Raw genomic sequence first — 17,235 nt, forward strand, 5'->3', positions numbered from 1 at the left:
GAGGCCACCCTGTCATGCGCGCCAGTCGAGGGGGACCTGCTTCTCGCGGTCCCAGGGCCGCTCCCAGCCCGCGAAGTGCAGCAGCCGGTCGATGATTCCGGCCGTGAAACCCCAAACAAGGGCCGATTCGACCAGAAATGCCGGACCTCGGTGGCCGCTGGGGTGGACGGTGGTCGCCCGGTTGGCCGGATCCGTGAGATCCACCACGGGGACGGTGAAGACCCTGGCGGTCTCGTTCGGATCGACGACTCCGACCGGGCTCGGCTCGCGCCACCAGCCGAGCACGGGTGTGACGACGAAGCCGCTGACCGGGATGTAGAGCCGCGGCAGGACGCCGAAGAGCTGGACGCCGGAGGGGTCGAGGCCGGTCTCCTCCTCCGCCTCGCGCAGGGCGGCCCGCAGCGGGCCGTCGCCGCTGGGGTCGCCGTCCTCGGGGCGTTCTCCAACCCCGACTCCTGGCACCCCGACGTACTGCTCGCGCACCCCGGGGGGACCCGCGTGCTGGAGTACATGGAGCAGACGATGCCCGACGGGTGGCCGTCGGGGCTGCTGGACTACAGCCGGGACAGCTACACCAGCGGCAACCGGGGAGGCGCGGCGGTGTTCGACATCCTGCGGCGGGCACATGACGCGGGGCGGTTGAAGCCGGGACATCGCGCCGTTCTGTACGCGGCGGCACCGGGACTCACCGCGACCGCCCTGGAAGGGCAGTGGCTGTAATGCGCCGTTGGGTGTCACCCACTCCGTCGGCGGCGGCCGGGGCGCACTCCTGTCGTGCCTTCCCCGCACTCCCGTAGGCCGGCCGCATCGGCGGACGAGTGCCGCGTCACCTCGCGACTTCCGCCCAGACGACCTTCCCGTCGTCCGTCCACCGCACCCCCCACCGGGTGGTGAGCCGGTGCACGATGCTCAGGCCACGACCGCCGTTGTCGAGCAGGTCGCCGCGCCTCAGGCGTGGCCTGCCGTTGCCGGTGTCGCCCACCTCGCACAGCAGGCCGTGACCGGACCTGATCAGCCGTACCGTGACGGGACCGGTGGCGAAGCGCACGGCGTTCGTGACCAGCTCGCTGACCAGTAGCAGCGTCTTGTCCCTGGTGTCGTCCCTGGTGCCCCACTGCCTCAGCAGGGCGGCGACGCGCTCGCGGGCGTGGGCGGGGGCGTCGCTGCGGGCGGGCAGCCGCCAGGTCGCCGTGTCGCCCTTGCGGTAGCCGATCATCCGTGCGAGCAGCAGGGTCACGTCGTCACGCTGGGGCGCGGGCGCCAGTGCGGAGACGACGTCGCGTGCCGTCTGCTGCAGGGCGTCCCAGGGGTGGACCGTGGAGACGACGTCCGCCAGCCGGTCGATGCCCTCGTCGATGGAGAGCGCGGGATCCTCCACCAGCCCGTCGGTGTACAGGGCGAGCACGGAGCCCGGAGGTACGCCGATCGTGTACACGTCGAACGGCTCCCGCAGCGCGAACTCGGCGCCCAGGCCGGGGTGAGGGCGGATCGAGAGCGCCTCCGCCTGTCCGTCCGGGGAGACCAGGATCGGGGGGAGGTGGCCGGCGCTGGACAGCGTCACATGGTGGCCCACCGGGTCGTACAGGGCGATGCAGCAGGTCGACCCCAGGGCGCTGTAGCCGGCCGCCAGTCCGGACTCCGCGTCGTCCAGCAGCGTCACGGTCTCGTCCAGGTGCTCCAGCACCTGGTCGGGCGCGAGCCCCGCGGACAGCAGCGCGCGGGCCTCCATGCTCAGCTGCCCCATGGTCGCGGCGGCTCCCAGGCCGTGCCCGACCACGTCACCGACCACCAGCGCGGTACGGCCGTCGGGCAGCGGGAAACTGTTCACCCAGTCGCCGCCGACACCGGCGCTGTCGGGGGTGGCGGGCTGGTAGACGCTGGCGATCTCGATCGTATCGCCGCCTGACCGGGGCAGGAGCCGGCGCTGCAGGGCCAGCACCTGTGTGTGCTCGCGCTGGTGCTGGCGAGCCAGGTCCACGTGGTGGGCGGTCCTGGCCACCAGTTCCTGCAGGTCGAACAGCTCGCTGTCGCGGAAGGGGCAGTCCGCCCGCCGCCACACCTCCGCCACGCCCAGTACGACGGGCGGCGCGCCGTCCAGGACCAGGGGGATGCATGCCACGCCCGCCGACCGGCCGCCGGGCACCAGGGCACGTACCACTCGGGGGCTGCCGAAGACCCGCTCGACCGCCTGGCGGTCGGGGATGACGATGGTCTGCGGGGCATCGTCGCGCAGGACCGCCTGCGCCAGCAGACGACTCGCGTCGCCGGGAAGATCGTCGCCCGGGGTCATGTAGCCCTCCGGCCACGCCCGGTCCGGGACCAGGGCCGCCCGCCGGAGGTGGATACGCCCCTGGGCCTTTCCGGTGACCCCCTCGCCCGTCCACACGGCGAAGTCGAGGTCGACGGCGGCGACGTCTCCCCAGGCCAGCAGGGACTCCGCCAGCGACTGTGCGGTCTCGCCGATGTCCAGCGAGGTGCCGATCGCGGTCTCGGCGGCGTAGAGGTGCAGCCTCCTGGCCATGGCGATCAGGGAGACGGTCAGGCCCTCCTCCGGCGACGCGGCGGGCAGGATGCTCATCGACACGACCAGCTCGGACCCGTCGTACCGCCTCAGCCGCTGAATCCGGGCGACGTGCGCCTCACCGCTCTCCAAGACCTGTCGCAACCTGCGGGTGACCGTCGGTACGTCGCCCGGGGGCAGGAGATCGACGAACCGTTTCCCGGCGCCGGCCTCCAGACCGGCGAACACCGGGGCGCCGAGGTTGCAGCGGGTGATGATCAGATCCGTGTCCAGGTTGACCGCGCCGAGGATCTGCTCCTGTTGGCCGGCCGCCGGAGGGTCGGGAACCCGCTGACGGGCGGCACGGTCGCCCCGCGCGTCGGCCGCTGACGCTCCGCCTTGCGGGATGTAGCGGCCAAGAGCGCGGCTGACCAGCTCGAACGCCGAGGAGGACGAGGGCGAGGGTGTGGAGTCCATGCGGCTCTCTCAGCAGTCCCCGGCGCGGGTGCCGGGGCTTTGTTCGGACCCGTGCGGTGAGGCCCCGAGTCCCTGACCGCACACCTCATTGAATAACACCGGGGGCCGCTTCGCACACACCAGCGATTGCTCGATGCGCCGGGCACGGGGCGGCGGGGACCTGTCCGGCACTCAGAGCGAGGTCAGTGGCTGTGCGTGAGCGATGAGGAGCGCGACATCGTCGTGATCGGCGGGATGGCGCAGTTCGCGGAGCAGCCGGTCGCAGGTTTCCTCCGCGGATCGGCACGGCGGAGACAGCAGGCGCAGGAGCTCGTCCAGGCGCTTGTCGATGGGGTCGTCCCGGGTCTCGACCAGTCCGTCGGTGTACAGGACGAATTGATCACCGGGGTTCATGGTGACCGTAGAGGTCTCGAAAGGACCGCTGCCGACTCCCAGCGGTGTGCCGGTCGGCAGGTCGAGCAGTTCGGGCGGTCGGCCGGCCCGCACCAGAACCGGGGGCAGGTGGCCTGCGCAGGCCACCTGCAAGCGGCCGGCGTGCGGATCGTGGACGGCGTACACGCACGTGGCGATGTAGGGGTCCAGGCCCTGTGTGATCTTGTCGAGGTGGGTGAGGATGCGACTCGGCGCGAGGTCGAGGTCGGCGAGGGTGGAGGTCGCGGTGCGCAGCCGGCCCATGGCGGTGGCGGCCGGGATGCCGCTGCCCATGACGTCGCCCACGGCCAGGGCGGTTCGGTCGCCGCTGAGCGGGATGATGTCGTACCAGTCGCCGCCGACCTCGCTGAAGGCCTGCGCGGGCCGGTACCGGGTGGCGATCTCCAGGCCTGGGCGGCGTGGCGAGGGGCGGGGCAGCAGGCTGCGCTGCAGGGTTTCGGCGGCGCTGCGGATGTGCTGGTGCAGGACGGCGTTGTCGATGCTCAGCGCGGCGGAGGACGCCAGCTCGCAGGCGAGGGTGAGATCGTCCTCGTCGAAGGGCTGCGGGTTGCGCGCGCGGGCCAGGCCCATCACGCCGATGATCTGTCCGCGGGCGATGAGGGGGACGGCCATGTCGGTGTGGACACCGGCCTGTGCGAGCAGTCCGGCCGCGGCGTCGTCGGCCGCGATACGGCTGAGCTCGCCGCTGTCGAGGTGGGTGATCAGCAGCGGTTTGCGGGTGCGCAGGCAGTGGGCCGCCGGATGGTCCGCGTGGTAGGTGGTGAGGTGGCCGGGCGCGATGATCGCCTCGGAGGCCCCGGTGGGGTAGGCGGTCTTCACCGCCAGCGCCCGGAACAGCGGCGGGCCGTCTCCGCGGTCCGGGCGGCCCGTCCGCAGGACGGAGTCCAGGATGTCCACGGCGATCATGTCGGCCAGGTCGGGAACCAGGACGTCCGCCAGTTCCTGGGCGGTCCGCTCCACCTCCAGGGTGGTCCCGATGCGCGCCGAGCCGTCGGCCATCAGGCGCAGGCGCTGCTGGGCCCGGTCGGCTTGCCTGGCTGCCTCGTACCGGTCGGTGACGTCCACCACCACGTTGGCGATGCCCAGCACGTGCCCGCTCTGGTCCTCCAGCCGGTAGAGCGACACGGCCCAGGCGTGGTCGTGGTCCGGGTCGGCCCGGGTCCGGCCCACCATCTGCTCGTCCACCAGGGGCAGGCCGGTCTCCAGGACCTCCCGCATCTGGTTCTCCGCGGTCATGAAGGGAGCGCCGGGCAGGATCTCGCGGAAGTGGCGGCCCACGTGGTCGGCCTCGGGAACGCCGTGCATCGAGGCCAGGGCGCCGTTGACCGCCACGTACCGCAACTCGGTGTCCAGGACGGACACTCCGATCGGCGCCTGGGTGACCAGTTGGCTGGAGAGGGCCACCTTGCGCTCCACCTGCCGCACCGTGGCCCGGTCGGTGGCGAGCCCGAGGGCGTAGTGATCGCCGACGTTGTCCGTCAGCCGCATGTTGCGGAATTCGATCGTCCGGGTGCTGCCGTCCTTGAGCCGGACGGGGAACGGTCCGGCCCAGCCTCGGCCGGTCGCCATCACGTCGGCGAACAGCCCCGTCCCCGCTTCCCGGTGTTCGGGATGGAGCAGCAGGGCGGCCGCGTACTGCCCGACCGCTTCGTCACCGGTGTAGCCGAACAGCTCCTCGGCCTGCGGACTCCACATGTCGATCCGGCCGTCGGCCTCCACCAGCACCGCGGCGACACCCAGGAGGTCCATCAGCCCGCTCGGGTCGGATGCCGGTTCCTGCGGATCACCCGCCTGCTCCGAAGGCTGGTTCGCTCGGCTCATCACATTCGCCCCTCAGGCCTGTCGACCCCACCGGCGCACCGTCTGCCCGAGCAGTTGCTCACGGCGGCCGGTTGCAGGTCGGCGGCCGTTCACGATCCGGGTCCGGCTCGCAGGTCGGTCCTTACCCATCCAGCCTTCCACAGGTCTCGGCCCCGACCGAGGAGATCATGGTCCGCCGGGGCCGGTCTCTTCAAGTCGGTCCGGCGAGTGAGGTCCGATGCCTCGGTGCGGCACGGCCGCCGTGGTGGCCCCGTCTGCCTCAGGGTGGGTGGCCGTCTGCAGCCCGTCGTGCGGGGCGGGGAGCTGCCGCCCCAGGCGTGCGAGCGGGGACAGGGCCATGACCACGGGCGACAGCATCATGCCTGCGGCGGTCACCAGCAGGCCGGTACGCAGCCCCCACTCCCCCGCGAGGAATCCGCCGGCCAGGGAACCGACCGGGGTGAGCCCCATGCCCGCACACGTGATCGTCGCCGCCGCGCGGCCCTGCATCCCGTCCGGGGTGACGGCCTGCCGGACGGCCATGAGCGTGACATTCACCAGCTGGCCGCCCAACCCGAACACGAAGCCCACGGCGAGGAGCACGGGAACCGTGACGGCGGAGGAGCCGTGCAGCGCGGGCACACACAGGAACACACCGTCGCCGAGGGCCGCTGCACACATGACCACCGTGCCGTGACCTAATCGGCCCGGCAGGCGGGCGGCCAGCAGCGAGCCCAGGAGCGCGCCCGGCCCCGCCGCCGCGAGCGCCAGCCCCACGACGGTGCCGGACAGGTGCAGTTCCCGGGGCAGGAACAAGAGGTAGACGGTCATCATGGCCGCGAAGGAGAACTGGAACGCCGCCGAGGCCAGGCACACGGCTCGAAGGAAGGTGTCGCCGACGACGAAGCGCAGGCCCTCATGGATCCGCCGCCAGACCCGCGGGGGCTTCTCCTGGCGCGCCGGCATCGATTCGGCTCGGCGGATGCGCCGGATCGACAGGAACGACAACGCGAAGAACAGCGCGCTGAAGGCGGCGGCAAGGGGTGCCGACAGCAGGGACACCAGCGCACCGCCGAGAGCGGGGCCGCCGATCTGCGCCGCGGACCGGCTGCCTTCGAGCGCGCTGTTGCCCCGCACCAGTTGGTCGCGTTCCACCAGTCGCACGAGAGACGCCTGGTACGCCACGTCGAAGAACACGGACAGGGCCCCGACGGCGAAGGTGAGCGCGAGCAGGCCGGGCATGCCGAGCCCGCCGACGAGGCCGGCCAGGGCGACAGCGCCCAGAGCCAGGGCCCGGCCGGCGTCGGTGAGCACCATCGCCGTGCGGGTACGCCATCTGTCGATCCACGCGCCGACGAACAGCGAGAGCAACAGGACCGGCGCCTGCCCCACCGCGCGGAGGACACCCAGCCGGCCGGCACTGGCGTCCAGCGTCAGGACGGCAAGGAGCGGCAGAATCACCAGAGTTGCGTGTTCGCCGAGTTGGGACGCCGTCTGGCCCCACCAGAGTCTGCGAAAGTCGGCGTCCCGCCACAGACTGGACGGAACATGTCGAGCGGAACCGGATGCGGCTGAAGAAGCAGGGGGAGTGGACGGCACGGGTATCCCTTGTGTTGCCGACAACGAGGCCCGCCACCGGGCACGGCAAAGGTGCTTCAGCGGTTCGGGCAGGAGAAGGCTCGCTGTGCCGCAACATCAGGGGCAGCACGCGATGACAGGCCGTCATACGGCCTACGGTGTCAACGCGCGCCAGGGAGACCGACCATGTCTCAGCTCCTCGTGGGTGACCAGCTGCGCCCGAACCCTAACCGGCTGGGGGCCGGTACGGAAGGCGGCGGCTTTCGAGGTGGTGCCAGGGGTCGAGCGGTGTCGGCCGTGGTAGCCCGCCCGCAGCCATCGGTCGCGTGTCCCGGCCGTGGTGCGGTGCTGGCGGCCATGGTTTTCGGCCGGACTCGTCTGCGAGGCCGTCCTGCTGGCGTGCGCCGGTGCGCTGGCCCTGGCGGGACACGGCACCGGGGCCGTCCCCGCCGATGACGACCGCGGAGTCGTCGCACTCGTCGCGCCGGCCATGGGAGTACGGGCTTCCAGCGCCCTGGACGGCCACCGTGGGCGGAATCTTCACCGGTGGTGTGCTCGGCACGCTGTTGCTGGTGCCGCTGGGCACGGGTCGAGCGCTGCTCGTCATCGCGGCGGCGGTGCTGCTCCTCGCGGTGGCGGGCATGGTCGCACCGCCCGGTGAGACGGAACAGGTCGAGGCCGGTTGAGTCGGGCGGACGAATCCGTCTGCGCGGCACGAGCCGAGGGCGGTCCCTGATTCGCGATCCCACTGCCGCGTCGGCAGGATGTAGGCCATGACCGAGATCCGCACTCCCCGTCTCCTGCTGCGCCGATGGCTCGACGACGACCTCGTCCCCCTGTCCGAGATCCACGCCGATCCGGTGGTGATGCAACGCGTCGGCGACGGCTCGCCGCGCTCCCTGGATCAGACGGCCGAGGACATCGAGGTCTGGGAGGAGGAGTGGGACGAGGAAGGCTTCGGGATGTTCGCCGTCGAGCTCCTGGGATCCGGTGAGCTGGCGGGCGCCGTCGGCCTGTCCGTGGCTGAGGCGCCGGCCGAGATCGCCGGCCAGGTGGCGATCAGCTGGCGGCTCGGGCGGGTTTTCTGGGGGCAGGGATACGCCTCCGAAGCGGCGCACGCCACCCTGGAGTTCGCCGTGCAGGACCGCGGCCTCGACCGGGTGGTGGCCGTCTGCCGCACGGGCGACAGGGCTTCCGCGAACGTGCTCGACAAGCTCGGCATGCAGACGGAGGGAGCCGCGCGGCATCCGGACCACGATCACGACCTAGCGGTGTACGGCATCGACCTGACGCAGTACCAGGGATAGAGCACCCGCGACCGGCTCAGCCCAGGCCGGGTCGTCGGCGACGACCGGACACACACGGTTCCGGACGCCAAGGGTCAGTGCGCCGCCGGGTACGGACCGCTGGACGGCGTGTGGTTCGGCGAGCACGGCACCAACTGCGGTGGACCTGACCGCCGTCAGCGGGGGCGCACGGCCGTGTCGAGCAGAGGGCCCAGCTCCCGGGCCACGGTCGTCAGGGCCCGGACGTCCTGCTCGGCGCGGGCGAGGAGGATCGCCCCCTCAAGGCTGCTGACCATGAGCGTGGCCAGCGCGCCGGCCCGTTCCGCGGGCACGCCCATCCCGGTGAGGGCCGCGGAGACCGCACCGGTCCACGTCGCGAATGCCGCGGATGCGGCCGTCCGCGTGGAGGGGACCGACTCCGCGCAGTCCACTGTGGCGGCCGCCACCGGGCATCCGCCGGCGAAGCCGGCGGTTGCGTACTCGTCGGTCCACTGACGCACCATCTCGGCGAAGAGTCCGCTCGGCGTCGGCTCCGGCAGCGCGGCCAGGAAACGGGCGACACGGCCTGCGGCGTATCCGCCTGCCCACCCCACCGCCTCGTCGACCAGCTGCGTCTTGCCGCCGGGGAAGTAGTGCTGGAGGGATCCGCGTGGTGCTGCGGCGTCGACGGCGACTTCGCGCATACCGGTGGAGTGGACTCCGTCGCGGCGAATGAGCTGGGCCGCGCTGAAGACCATCCGCTCGCGCGGTCCCCGTTCGGCCTTCGCCATCGTCGGCCTCCGTCCGCTCGCTCGCGCCTCTTTTCAGGGTCACCAGTCTATGACCGCGGTCATAACGCAGCTACTATGACCGCCGTCATAGTCGAGGGTGAGGGTGACAGCCCGACCCCGCCCGGGCCCGGGAAGGCGGTACGCCATGTACGTCGGTTTCATCGGTCTGGGGGTCATGGGGCAGCCCATGGCACTGAACCTCGCCCGGGCCGGGACACCTCTGGTGGTCTGGAACCGCACTCCCGAGCGATGCGAAGTGCTGCGCGCCGCCGGCGCCGAGGTGGCGGCGAGCACTGCCGAGGTCTTTCACCGGGCGGCGACCGTGTTTCTCATGCTGGCCGACGAGGAGGCCGTGGACGCGGTGCTGGGGCGCGGCACACCGGACTTCGCCCGGCGCGTCGCCGGCCACGCCGTCGTCCACATGGGCACGACCTCGGCCGCGTACTCCCACGACCTCCAGGAGGAAATCCGGGCGGCGGGCGGACGTTACGTCGAGGCCCCGGTCTCCGGCAGCCGTGTCCCCGCCGAGCGGGGCGAACTGGTGGGGATGCTGGCGGGCGACGACGACGCCCTGGCGACCGTATGGCCCCTGTTCGCCCCGATGTGCCGTGAGACGTTCGCATGCGGAGCCGTCCCGGGCGCGCTGCTGCTGAAGTTCTCGGTGAACCTGTTCCTGATCACCCTGGTCACGGGTCTCGCCGAGGCGTTCCACTTCGCCGAGCGGCACGGGCTCGACCAGCATCTCCTCCGGGACGTCCTGGACGCCGGTCCCATGGCCAGTGCCGTCTCCCGGGGCAAGGCGCCGAAGCTGCTGGAGCGCGACTTCTCCGTCCAGGCGGCCGCCGCGGACGTCCTGAAGAACAACCGCCTGATCGCCGACGCCGCCCGCGCGGCAGACCTGACGTCCCCGCTCCTCGACGTGTGTCACGCCCTGTACGACGAGACCGTCCAGCAGGGCCATGGCGACGAGGACATGGTGGCCGTCCTGCGCGCCTTGGAGGCCCGGACCGCGCAAGGGCGACGCTGCTGAGCGAACGCCGGTTCAGTTCCGCATGCCCAAGACGACGATCGGCTGGTGAAGAACGTAGAGCGGCGGCAGTAGGGCGGTGGCGAGGCAGCCGTAGACGCGTTGACGCGGGGTCCGATCCGCTGACGTCACCGGCCGCTGTGGCAGCTGTATCAGTCCGACCCGCACATGCGAGCCGTTCGAGGAGGTGACGTCAGGCGTGGGACAGCGCGAAGGAGACCAGGAAGCCGCTGACCGTGACCAGGCCGATCGCCAGCTGAGCCTCCTGGAACGCCTCGGGGATCATGGTGTCGGCGATCATGGCCAGGATCGCACCGGCGGCCACGGCCGTCACGCCCGCGATCACCGTGGACGAGAAGCCACCCAGAACGGCGTACCCGAGCATGGCGGACACGGTGCTCGCGACCGCGATGGCACCCCACACGGCGAAGACATATCCCTTGCCGCGCCCGGACTTCTTCATTCCAGCCGAACTGGACAGACCTTCCGGGATGTTGCTGATGAACACGGCCGCGACGGTCACGAGGCTGACTGCCCCACCGTTGAGCAGGCTGACGCCGATCACCGCCGACTCGGGCACTCCGTCCAGCAGGGCGCCCAGCGCCAGCGCCGCGCCCGAGCCGCTCTGTTGCTCCTCGGACGGCTGCGTCTGGTCGGTGTGATGGCCCGACCGCTTGCGATGGCGAGCGCCTCGGCCGGCCAGCCAGAGATTGCCTCCCGTGTAGGCCGCGGCTCCGGCCAGCGTCCCCACAGCCGCCGGAACCAGTCCGCCCTGTTCGTAGGCCTCGCCGACCAGTTCGAAGGAGACGGCCGAGAGAAGCACGCCGGCACCGAAGGCCATCACCAGCGCGATGACCTTTTGCGACACGTGCATCCCGTAGCCGATCACCGCTCCCAGCAGGAGAGCACTTCCTGCCAGCAACCCCCAACCACCTGCTTGGATCACTTCGGACATGCCGCGCGTGTACCCACGAGAGCGTGATCGGCACCTCTCGGCCGAGCAGATCCCTGGCCGAGCCGGAATACGTCCCCGCTGCGCGTCAGCTGGAACCGGCAAGCAGTCGACACGGCAGCGCCCGCTCCTCGACCCCGCATTCCGGCAGCCCGGTCTCTCCCGGTAGGAAGTGCGGCGTCCCGGTTCGCTGTCGTAGTGCGGGCATGTCGACCCCGGCAGGAGGCCCAGTCCGTCCCGCAGGAATGTCAGCGGGCCGAAGGAGTCGGTGTGCGAGCCTTCGGCCCAGCAGTTGGCCCCGGCGCTGATTCCGCACAGCAGCGTCCCGCGGTCGTAGGCGTCGCGCAGTATCCGGTCGACTCCGTGCGCGCGCCACACCGCCAGCAGGTTCGCGGTGTTGCCACCGCCGACGTAGACGACGTCCTGGCCGAGCAGGAACGTCCGCAGAGCCTCGTCGTCCAGCTCTCGCCGGAACAGCGGCAGGACGGAGGGCTCGCAGTCGCGCGACTCGAACACCCGCGAGAACTGATCGATGTATGCGGGCGCGTCGCCGCTGGCCGTAGGGACGAAGCACACCTTGGGGCGGTCACCCCTCGCGTGGTCGAGCAGCCAGTCGTCCAGCAGACCGTCCTCGTCCGTCGAGAAGCCTCCCCCGAGGAGAGCCACCTGACGATTCGTCGCGACCACCAGCTGCCTCCTGAAGCGTGGGTGCTGCGAAACTCGTCACGCGCACAGTGCCGTGGGGCGAGGGCCGTCGGCAAGCGGATTGCGGCCCTTCCTGTCTCCGCCGCCGTACCGGAGGGGGTGGTATGTGGGTCTCGGATGGACCTACGTGGGTCACTCGAGGACGACGCGCATCCGGCCCTCGGCCGGGACGTCGAGCACCAGGGCGACCAGGTCGTACGGTTCGCCGTCCGCTGTCAGGACGTTGGACAGATGCTCCCGTGCGGTTCGACGTCCCGCCAGAGCAGGGTTGCGGGGGCCGTGTATCCGAAATGGCCGCGCAGGCAGTCCGCGAGTGCGTCCACGCAGCCGCCGAAGTAGCCACCCGGCCCGTTGACGGCCTCGCCGAGTGCCAGGAAGAGGCTCGGCCGGTCGGTGACGTTGTCGGCCATCCAGCTCGTACACGCCTCCGGCAGGGTGGCTCTCGTGGTCGAGCCGGCAGCCTCGATCGCGGACCAGTTCGAGCCACGCCTCGCGCTCCCGGGTGTCCAGGCCCGCCCAGGCCCCGGGTGTCTCCGGCGGACCGCCGAGCCAGCGGTCGAAGACGGGGCGGGCGTATCCGGGGACGGGCCTGTCGAGCTCTTCGTCGAGTTCCAGGTCGATCAGATCCGGCCCGTGGGAGGACGGGCGCCAGGCGCGGACCTTGGGCCGCAGCAGCCGGTCGGTGAGCGGCCGGCCGTGGTCGTCCCGTATCTCCAGCCAGGCCTGGTCCAGGTCCAGGGCGCGTCGAGCGCCCTTCGCAAGGGCCTGCCGCAGCCGGCTGCTGGGCGAGAGGCCGCGCAGGATGAGCGGGGGGGCAGCCTGCTCGTCGGGCAGGACACGGGCGAACTCCCGGCACGATCCCAGCCACCGGTACTCGTCATGCAGACGTACCGGGCCCCGGTGTCCCTCCGGCGGGCCCATGGAGTCGTCCGTTCCCATGAGGACGAGGGCGTTCGATCGCGGCTGCCGGCCGAGACTCTCCGCGTCTTCCAGCAGCCAGGGGTCGAGCGTCCCGTCCTCCGGTACGAGCCACACGCGGCATCCGACCCAGCCACGCACCTCGGCATCGTCGGGCAGCCAGTCGAGGACTTCGTAGAGGGCGCGCCTCGGCTCCCTGAAGAGTCCCTCCACCTCGTCACAGACGCCCCAGACATGGCCGTGCTCCGACTCCGTCAGGGCGTACCGTCCCTGTCCGCGCTGCTCCCTGCCCCGTGCACGGTGGGAATCATGCCCGGATCAGGAGTCGATCGCGAAGCCGTTTTCAGGCACGGGCCGGGAGTGCGGGTGCTTCGCGTGTCTTCCGCCGTTCGAGGGGTTCGAGACCACGTGTGGTGGTCAGGGCGATGAGTTCTGCGAGCGCGCCGGGTCCGTGGGTGCAACGGTCGCCGAGACCAACCCGGAGTCAGCGCCGGTTCGTCCGCACACCGATCAACCGCTCGCAAGGAGATCTACATGGCCGCCACCTACACCTTCGACGTCTTCTCCAGCCTCGACGGCTACGGCGCCGCCGGCGCCGACTGGACCGGCTACTGGGGCAGGCAAGGACCCGAGCTGCTCGACCACCGCCTCGCCCAGTACAGCGAGGAGCAGCGGATGGTCTACGGGGCCAACACCTATCGGGCCTTCGTGCGGATGCTGGCCACGAGCACCGAGGAGTCCGACGTGCGAGACCCCTGGGTGACGCGGATGAGGAACCTGCCGACGACGGTGGTGTCGAGGACGCTCGAAGGCCCCCTCGACTGGCCGGACGCGACCGTCGCGAACGGTGACGCCGTCGACGTCGTCGCCCGGCTGAAGGAGGAGTCCGATGTGCCGCTGCGTTCGCACGGCAGCCTGTCGTTGAACCGGGCGCTGATGGCCGCCGGCCTGGTCGACCGCTTGCAGGTGACCCTCTTCCCCGTCATCACCGGTCGGACCGGGCTGGACCCGGTCTTCCGGGATGCGGCGGACTTCGACCTGGAGCTGGTCGAGCACCGGACGCTCGACAGTCACATCCAGGAGCTCGTCTACCGCCCCACGCTGCATCGACCTCTCGTGCGGCGGTAGCCCCGGCGGTCTGCCTCAGGCGCTTGCGTGGCGACGCCACGCCGCCCTGCGCGGAGCCGCGTGGTGTACGGGCTCGTCCGTCTGGTCGGCCTGGTTGCGCCTCAGCCACAGGGACGTCATGGCCAGCAGGGAGGCGAACACCACCAGGAGCACCACCGAGACCCACATCTGCCTGCTTCCCGGGTCGGCCCATCCCACCGATGCGGCCGAAACAGCCCACAGGACGGCTCCCCCGGCGTAGAAGGTGCGCATCCGGCGCAGCTGCCGCAGGGCTCGTACGGACTCAGCGTGATCAGTTTGGGAAGCCATGCCGACGCAGGTACCCCGATCCGCGCCGCCTATCAGCCCTCGGTCATACGAGCATTCCCGAGGGCGCCATCGAGCTCGGATCAGATGGAATCGCTCCTGACCCGTTGGCGGGTGGGTCATAGTTAAGGGTTGCCATGGAGGGGCCGGGGCGTCCGGCAGGGGGGGCGGGGGCTTGTGAGCGAGTTTGACCGGATCTTCGATCCCCGGTACTCCGCGACGGAGTTGTTCACCAACCGGGTCGACGAGTACACGGCCTTCGCCACAGCACTGCGTGTGCACGGCGAACGCGTCCGCGCCGGCTCCGCGACCCTGGGCCATGCCGCTCGCCGGAACGTCATGTCCTTCTACGGCGTCGGCGGCATCGGCAAGACGGAGCTGTCGCGGCGCCTGGAGTCGTGGGCGCGGGACGAGTTGCCCGATCCCGGGGATTGGTCGGGGAACGTCCCGCCCGAGGGCCCGCTGCACTCGGTGCGGATCGACTTCCACGGCAGCCGGGTCGTCAACGCGGTGGACATCGTGCTGCGTCTGCGCGCGGCGGTCGCCGCCCGGGGACGTCGGTTTCCCGCCTTCGACCTCGGCCTGGCCGCCTGGTGGTCGCTGGCCCGCCCGGGAACAGCACTGCCCGACGTGTCGGCCGGCGGATTCGATGTGCGAGGGCAGATCACCGACACCCTCAATGAGACGCTCAGTGATGCCGGGGCGAGCTTCGGACTCGGCCCTCTGACGGTCCGCACCGGGATCCGCATCGTGGAGGCGGTACGGGAAAACCGGCTCCGCAACCGCACCCTGCGCCGGTGCGAGCCACTCGTCCACATCATGAACCAGACGCAGCAGGACCCGTCGGACTATGTCGCGGCGACGCTGGCCGGGCTGCTGTCGTGGGACCTGGAGAACCTTGCCGCCGACAGGCGGCCCGTCGCCGTGGCCTTCGCCGACGCCGCCGAGTACGTCCAGGACTACGACCGTACCCAGGAACGTCTGTTCAACCGCATCGTGCACCTCACGCCGGGAGTGCTGTGGGTGGTCACGTCCCGCAACCGGCTGGACTGGGATTCCCCTCATCTCAACCAGCTCCTTCCGGCGACGGGGCCGCAGACCTGGCCGGGTCTGCGGCTGGAGACGCAGGAGGACCCCCGGCAGCATCTCGTGGGCAAGCTCTCCGACACCGATGTCGAGCAGTACCTGCGCACCGCGTCGGGGACGGCGGGCAATCCGGAGCTGTCGCCCGACGTCATCGCCCGTATCCGCAGCGGGGCACACGGCCTCCCCCTGTACCTCAGCCTGTCCCTGTCCATCGCCCGGTCCGGGCACGGGGATCCGCTCACCGCGGCGGCTTTCGGCGGCCCCCTGCCGGAACTCGCCACCCGGGTCTTCGCCAACCTCCCCGAGAGGGAACGCGAGATCGCTCGTGCCGCCAGCCTCGTCCCCCGCTTCGACGAGGACCTCATCAACCAGGCCACGGACGGGCTGCTCGGGGACACGCACCGATTCTGCGGGCGCACGCTGGTCACCCGGGACGACCACCCGCTGTTCCCCTACCGGTTGCACGACGCGGTCCGCGCGGCCATCGCCCACGAGCCGGTCACCGAGCCCGGAGCGTGGGCACCCGACGACCGTACGGCCATGGCCCGGCGACTCGTGGACACCCTCGGGCGGCGCAGCAGGGCGCTGCTGGGAGACAGCAACCGACGGCTGGACGTACTGGAACTCGCAGCCGGGCTGTGTGCGGAGCACGACCTGATCGCCCCCTGGCTGGCCGACGCCCTCACCGACCTGCCGGGTTTCGCCCGGACCGCCGAACGGTTGCCGCCTCCCGCGCATGACACCTGGATGGGCCAGCTGTCCGGCATGTTCGAAGCGTGGCGTCACGGCAGAGCCGGGCTGCGGCGGATCGCCTGCCTGGAAGAGTTCCTCACGGGGCCCCTGCGAGCCGATGTCCGAGCCCGTGCAGAGCTGCGGCTGGCCTATCTGCACAGAAACCGCTCCGCCTTCGGCTCCTCCCTGCGGTTGCTGAAGGGTCTGCTGGCCGAGGACCCGCAGTCGCAGTTCCTGCGCTACCAGGTCGCGCGCGGACTGCAGGCCAAGGGTGACTTCGCCGCCCTGCACCGGCACCTGTCCGACTACCCCCTCGTCGATCCCACCACGGCGGTGCGCATCAAGAGCGACCTGGCCTACGTCCGTGGCCTCCTGGACGAATCCGTCGTCGGGCCGGTGACCCGCGGCGCCTACCTCCGTGAGCGGGGCAAGCACCAGCTGGCGCTGGACAACGACGCGACGGCCTTGTGGCGCAGAACCCTGATGGGCCGCAGCACGGTGGACGAGTGCGATGCCGTTCTCTCCGAGGCCGACCGGTACGGCGAAACGCTCACCATGCGCACCGCCCTCGCCGCCAAGCTGATCTGCCGGGCGGACGACGCCGCCGCGGCCCGGGACGTCATCGCCCAGACCGACAGCGTCATCCGGACCGCGTCGGGCCTTCGAGGTTGGCGCGAATGGACGAGCCGAACGCTGTTCGGCCTGTGCCAGGGCGATCGCGCCTACCTCGATGAGCTCCATGAGACATGGCTCTCGCGGGACACGCCATGGAGTCTCAACTCACACGTGGTCGATCGCTTCTTCGTGTTCGCCGGCTACTCACCCCGCTACGAGCCCGTGCAGGTCACCAGCACGGAGGACCCTGCGACGGCCGATGAGCGATGGCACGCCACCATCACCTCCCTTCTGGAGACCTCGCAGCACGGGCCGGGCTGACGGCCTGCCCGGGTTGCTCTGCGCTCTGCAGTCCAGCCGCCTCGATCAGCATGGCCCGTTCGTCCTCGCCCAAGTGGAGGCCGGCCAGCAGTTCGTCGTCGGCCAGGAGTCGTCGCACCCATGCCGCGTCGGCGACGAATGCCGCGCGGCACAGGGCCCGTTCAGGGTGGTCCTCCTCGGGGCCGCTGACCGCCATGTCCCACGGGCTGTCCGGATCGGTCGGTGCGGACAGGGCGGCGGCCACGAGCACGATCCCGAACAGCTCGTCGCGGCGCGGAGTCGATGGATCGGCGGCCAGTCGCAGCAGGTACGGGACGACCGCCGGCATCGTGGCACTGATGGACATCGGTCCCGACATCACGAGCCAGTCCAGTGCTCGTTCGGCCATCTCGGCCGCATCTGGATCGAGCAGCCCGCGCAGGACGACCGGCACGTCGACCGGGCAGCCAGGAACGGACGACCACTCCACGTCCTCGCACCCTTCCAGTGCCGGATGCGGAGCAGTCTCTTGCGTCAGGTGCGGGTAGGCCGCCGTCAGAGCCGCTGTCGCGGTCACCGCTGCGGCCTCGTGATCCACCGTGCACACCAGCATGCCTCCCAAG

The 17,235-nt window shown here is 71.0% G+C and carries 13 protein-coding genes and 2 pseudogenes; 5 read left to right on the forward strand and 10 right to left on the reverse strand.

From position 1 onward, the window contains the following. Positions 1 to 12: 12 nt before the first annotated feature. From ABT116_RS03810 to ABT116_RS03825, 4 genes are all read right to left on the reverse strand, one after another. Positions 13 to 654: an NUDIX hydrolase gene (locus ABT116_RS03810; protein WP_351627323.1), complete on the reverse strand. Its 642-nt coding sequence runs from the start codon at positions 652 to 654 to the stop codon at positions 13 to 15. Between the two features lie 172 nt (positions 655 to 826). Then, positions 827 to 2,977, reverse strand: coding sequence for a SpoIIE family protein phosphatase (locus tag ABT116_RS03815; RefSeq protein WP_351627326.1), 2,151 nt, complete (start codon positions 2,975 to 2,977; stop codon positions 827 to 829). Positions 2,978 to 3,148: 171 nt separating this feature from the next. Beyond that, complete coding sequence (locus ABT116_RS03820) at positions 3,149 to 5,230, reverse strand: SpoIIE family protein phosphatase (protein ID WP_351627329.1); 2,082 nt, start codon at positions 5,228 to 5,230, stop codon at positions 3,149 to 3,151. Between the two features lie 165 nt (positions 5,231 to 5,395). Further along, positions 5,396 to 6,808 carry an MFS transporter gene (locus tag ABT116_RS03825; protein WP_502983813.1) on the reverse strand — a complete coding sequence of 471 codons (1,413 nt, stop codon included), beginning with the start codon at positions 6,806 to 6,808 and terminating at the stop codon, positions 5,396 to 5,398. A gap of 431 nt (positions 6,809 to 7,239) precedes the next feature. Here ABT116_RS03825 and ABT116_RS03830 point away from each other — a divergent pair, with 431 nt between their 5' ends. Next, positions 7,240 to 7,473, forward strand: a complete 234-nt coding sequence (locus tag ABT116_RS03830; RefSeq protein ID WP_351627332.1) for a hypothetical protein — start codon at positions 7,240 to 7,242, stop codon at positions 7,471 to 7,473. An 87-nt stretch (positions 7,474 to 7,560) separates the two neighbouring features. After that, positions 7,561 to 8,094 carry a GNAT family N-acetyltransferase gene (locus ABT116_RS03835; RefSeq protein ID WP_351627334.1) on the forward strand — a complete coding sequence of 178 codons (534 nt, stop codon included), beginning with the start codon at positions 7,561 to 7,563 and terminating at the stop codon, positions 8,092 to 8,094. 155 nt (positions 8,095 to 8,249) lie between these two features. Here the strand turns inward: ABT116_RS03835 and ABT116_RS03840 are convergent, their stop codons facing one another. Further along, positions 8,250 to 8,843, reverse strand: a complete 594-nt coding sequence (locus tag ABT116_RS03840) for a TetR/AcrR family transcriptional regulator (RefSeq protein ID WP_351627336.1) — start codon at positions 8,841 to 8,843, stop codon at positions 8,250 to 8,252. Positions 8,844 to 8,988: 145 nt separating this feature from the next. Between ABT116_RS03840 and ABT116_RS03845 the strand changes: the two genes are divergently transcribed. Next, complete coding sequence (locus ABT116_RS03845; RefSeq protein ID WP_351627339.1) at positions 8,989 to 9,873, forward strand: NAD(P)-dependent oxidoreductase; 885 nt, start codon at positions 8,989 to 8,991, stop codon at positions 9,871 to 9,873. A gap of 190 nt (positions 9,874 to 10,063) precedes the next feature. Here ABT116_RS03845 and ABT116_RS03850 read toward each other — a convergent pair whose 3' ends face one another. From ABT116_RS03850 to ABT116_RS03860, 3 genes and pseudogenes are all read right to left on the reverse strand, one after another. Further along, positions 10,064 to 10,825 (reverse strand): ZIP family metal transporter, encoded by a 762-nt coding sequence (locus ABT116_RS03850; RefSeq protein WP_351627433.1) that lies wholly within the window; start codon positions 10,823 to 10,825, stop codon positions 10,064 to 10,066. 159 nt (positions 10,826 to 10,984) lie between these two features. Continuing rightward, positions 10,985 to 11,512: pseudogene (locus tag ABT116_RS03855) on the reverse strand (Type 1 glutamine amidotransferase-like domain-containing protein); the annotation flags it as partial. 147 nt (positions 11,513 to 11,659) lie between these two features. Then, positions 11,660 to 12,756 (reverse strand): annotated as a pseudogene (locus ABT116_RS03860) (barstar family protein). 223 nt (positions 12,757 to 12,979) lie between these two features. Between ABT116_RS03860 and ABT116_RS03865 the strand changes: the two are divergent. Then, complete coding sequence (locus ABT116_RS03865; protein WP_351627342.1) at positions 12,980 to 13,573, forward strand: dihydrofolate reductase family protein; 594 nt, start codon at positions 12,980 to 12,982, stop codon at positions 13,571 to 13,573. Positions 13,574 to 13,588: 15 nt separating this feature from the next. Here ABT116_RS03865 and ABT116_RS03870 read toward each other — a convergent pair whose 3' ends face one another. Continuing rightward, positions 13,589 to 13,882 (reverse strand): hypothetical protein, encoded by a 294-nt coding sequence (locus ABT116_RS03870; protein ID WP_351627344.1) that lies wholly within the window; start codon positions 13,880 to 13,882, stop codon positions 13,589 to 13,591. A 174-nt stretch (positions 13,883 to 14,056) separates the two neighbouring features. On the opposite strand from ABT116_RS03870, the gene ABT116_RS03875 reads away from it, so the two are divergent. Continuing rightward, on the forward strand, positions 14,057 to 16,633 hold the full coding sequence (locus ABT116_RS03875) for a hypothetical protein (RefSeq protein ID WP_351627346.1): 2,577 nt from the start codon (positions 14,057 to 14,059) through the stop codon (positions 16,631 to 16,633). On the opposite strand, the gene ABT116_RS03880 is transcribed toward ABT116_RS03875, so the two are convergent. Further along, on the reverse strand, positions 16,593 to 17,225 hold the full coding sequence (locus ABT116_RS03880; protein WP_351627349.1) for a hypothetical protein: 633 nt from the start codon (positions 17,223 to 17,225) through the stop codon (positions 16,593 to 16,595). The two genes, ABT116_RS03875 and ABT116_RS03880, sit on opposite strands and share 41 nt — an antisense overlap. Positions 17,226 to 17,235: the final 10 nt, after the last annotated feature.

The sequence above is a fragment of the Streptomyces sp. NPDC002130 genome (genome assembly GCF_040296465.1).
Taxonomy (GTDB): Bacteria; Actinomycetota; Actinomycetes; order Streptomycetales; family Streptomycetaceae; genus Streptomyces.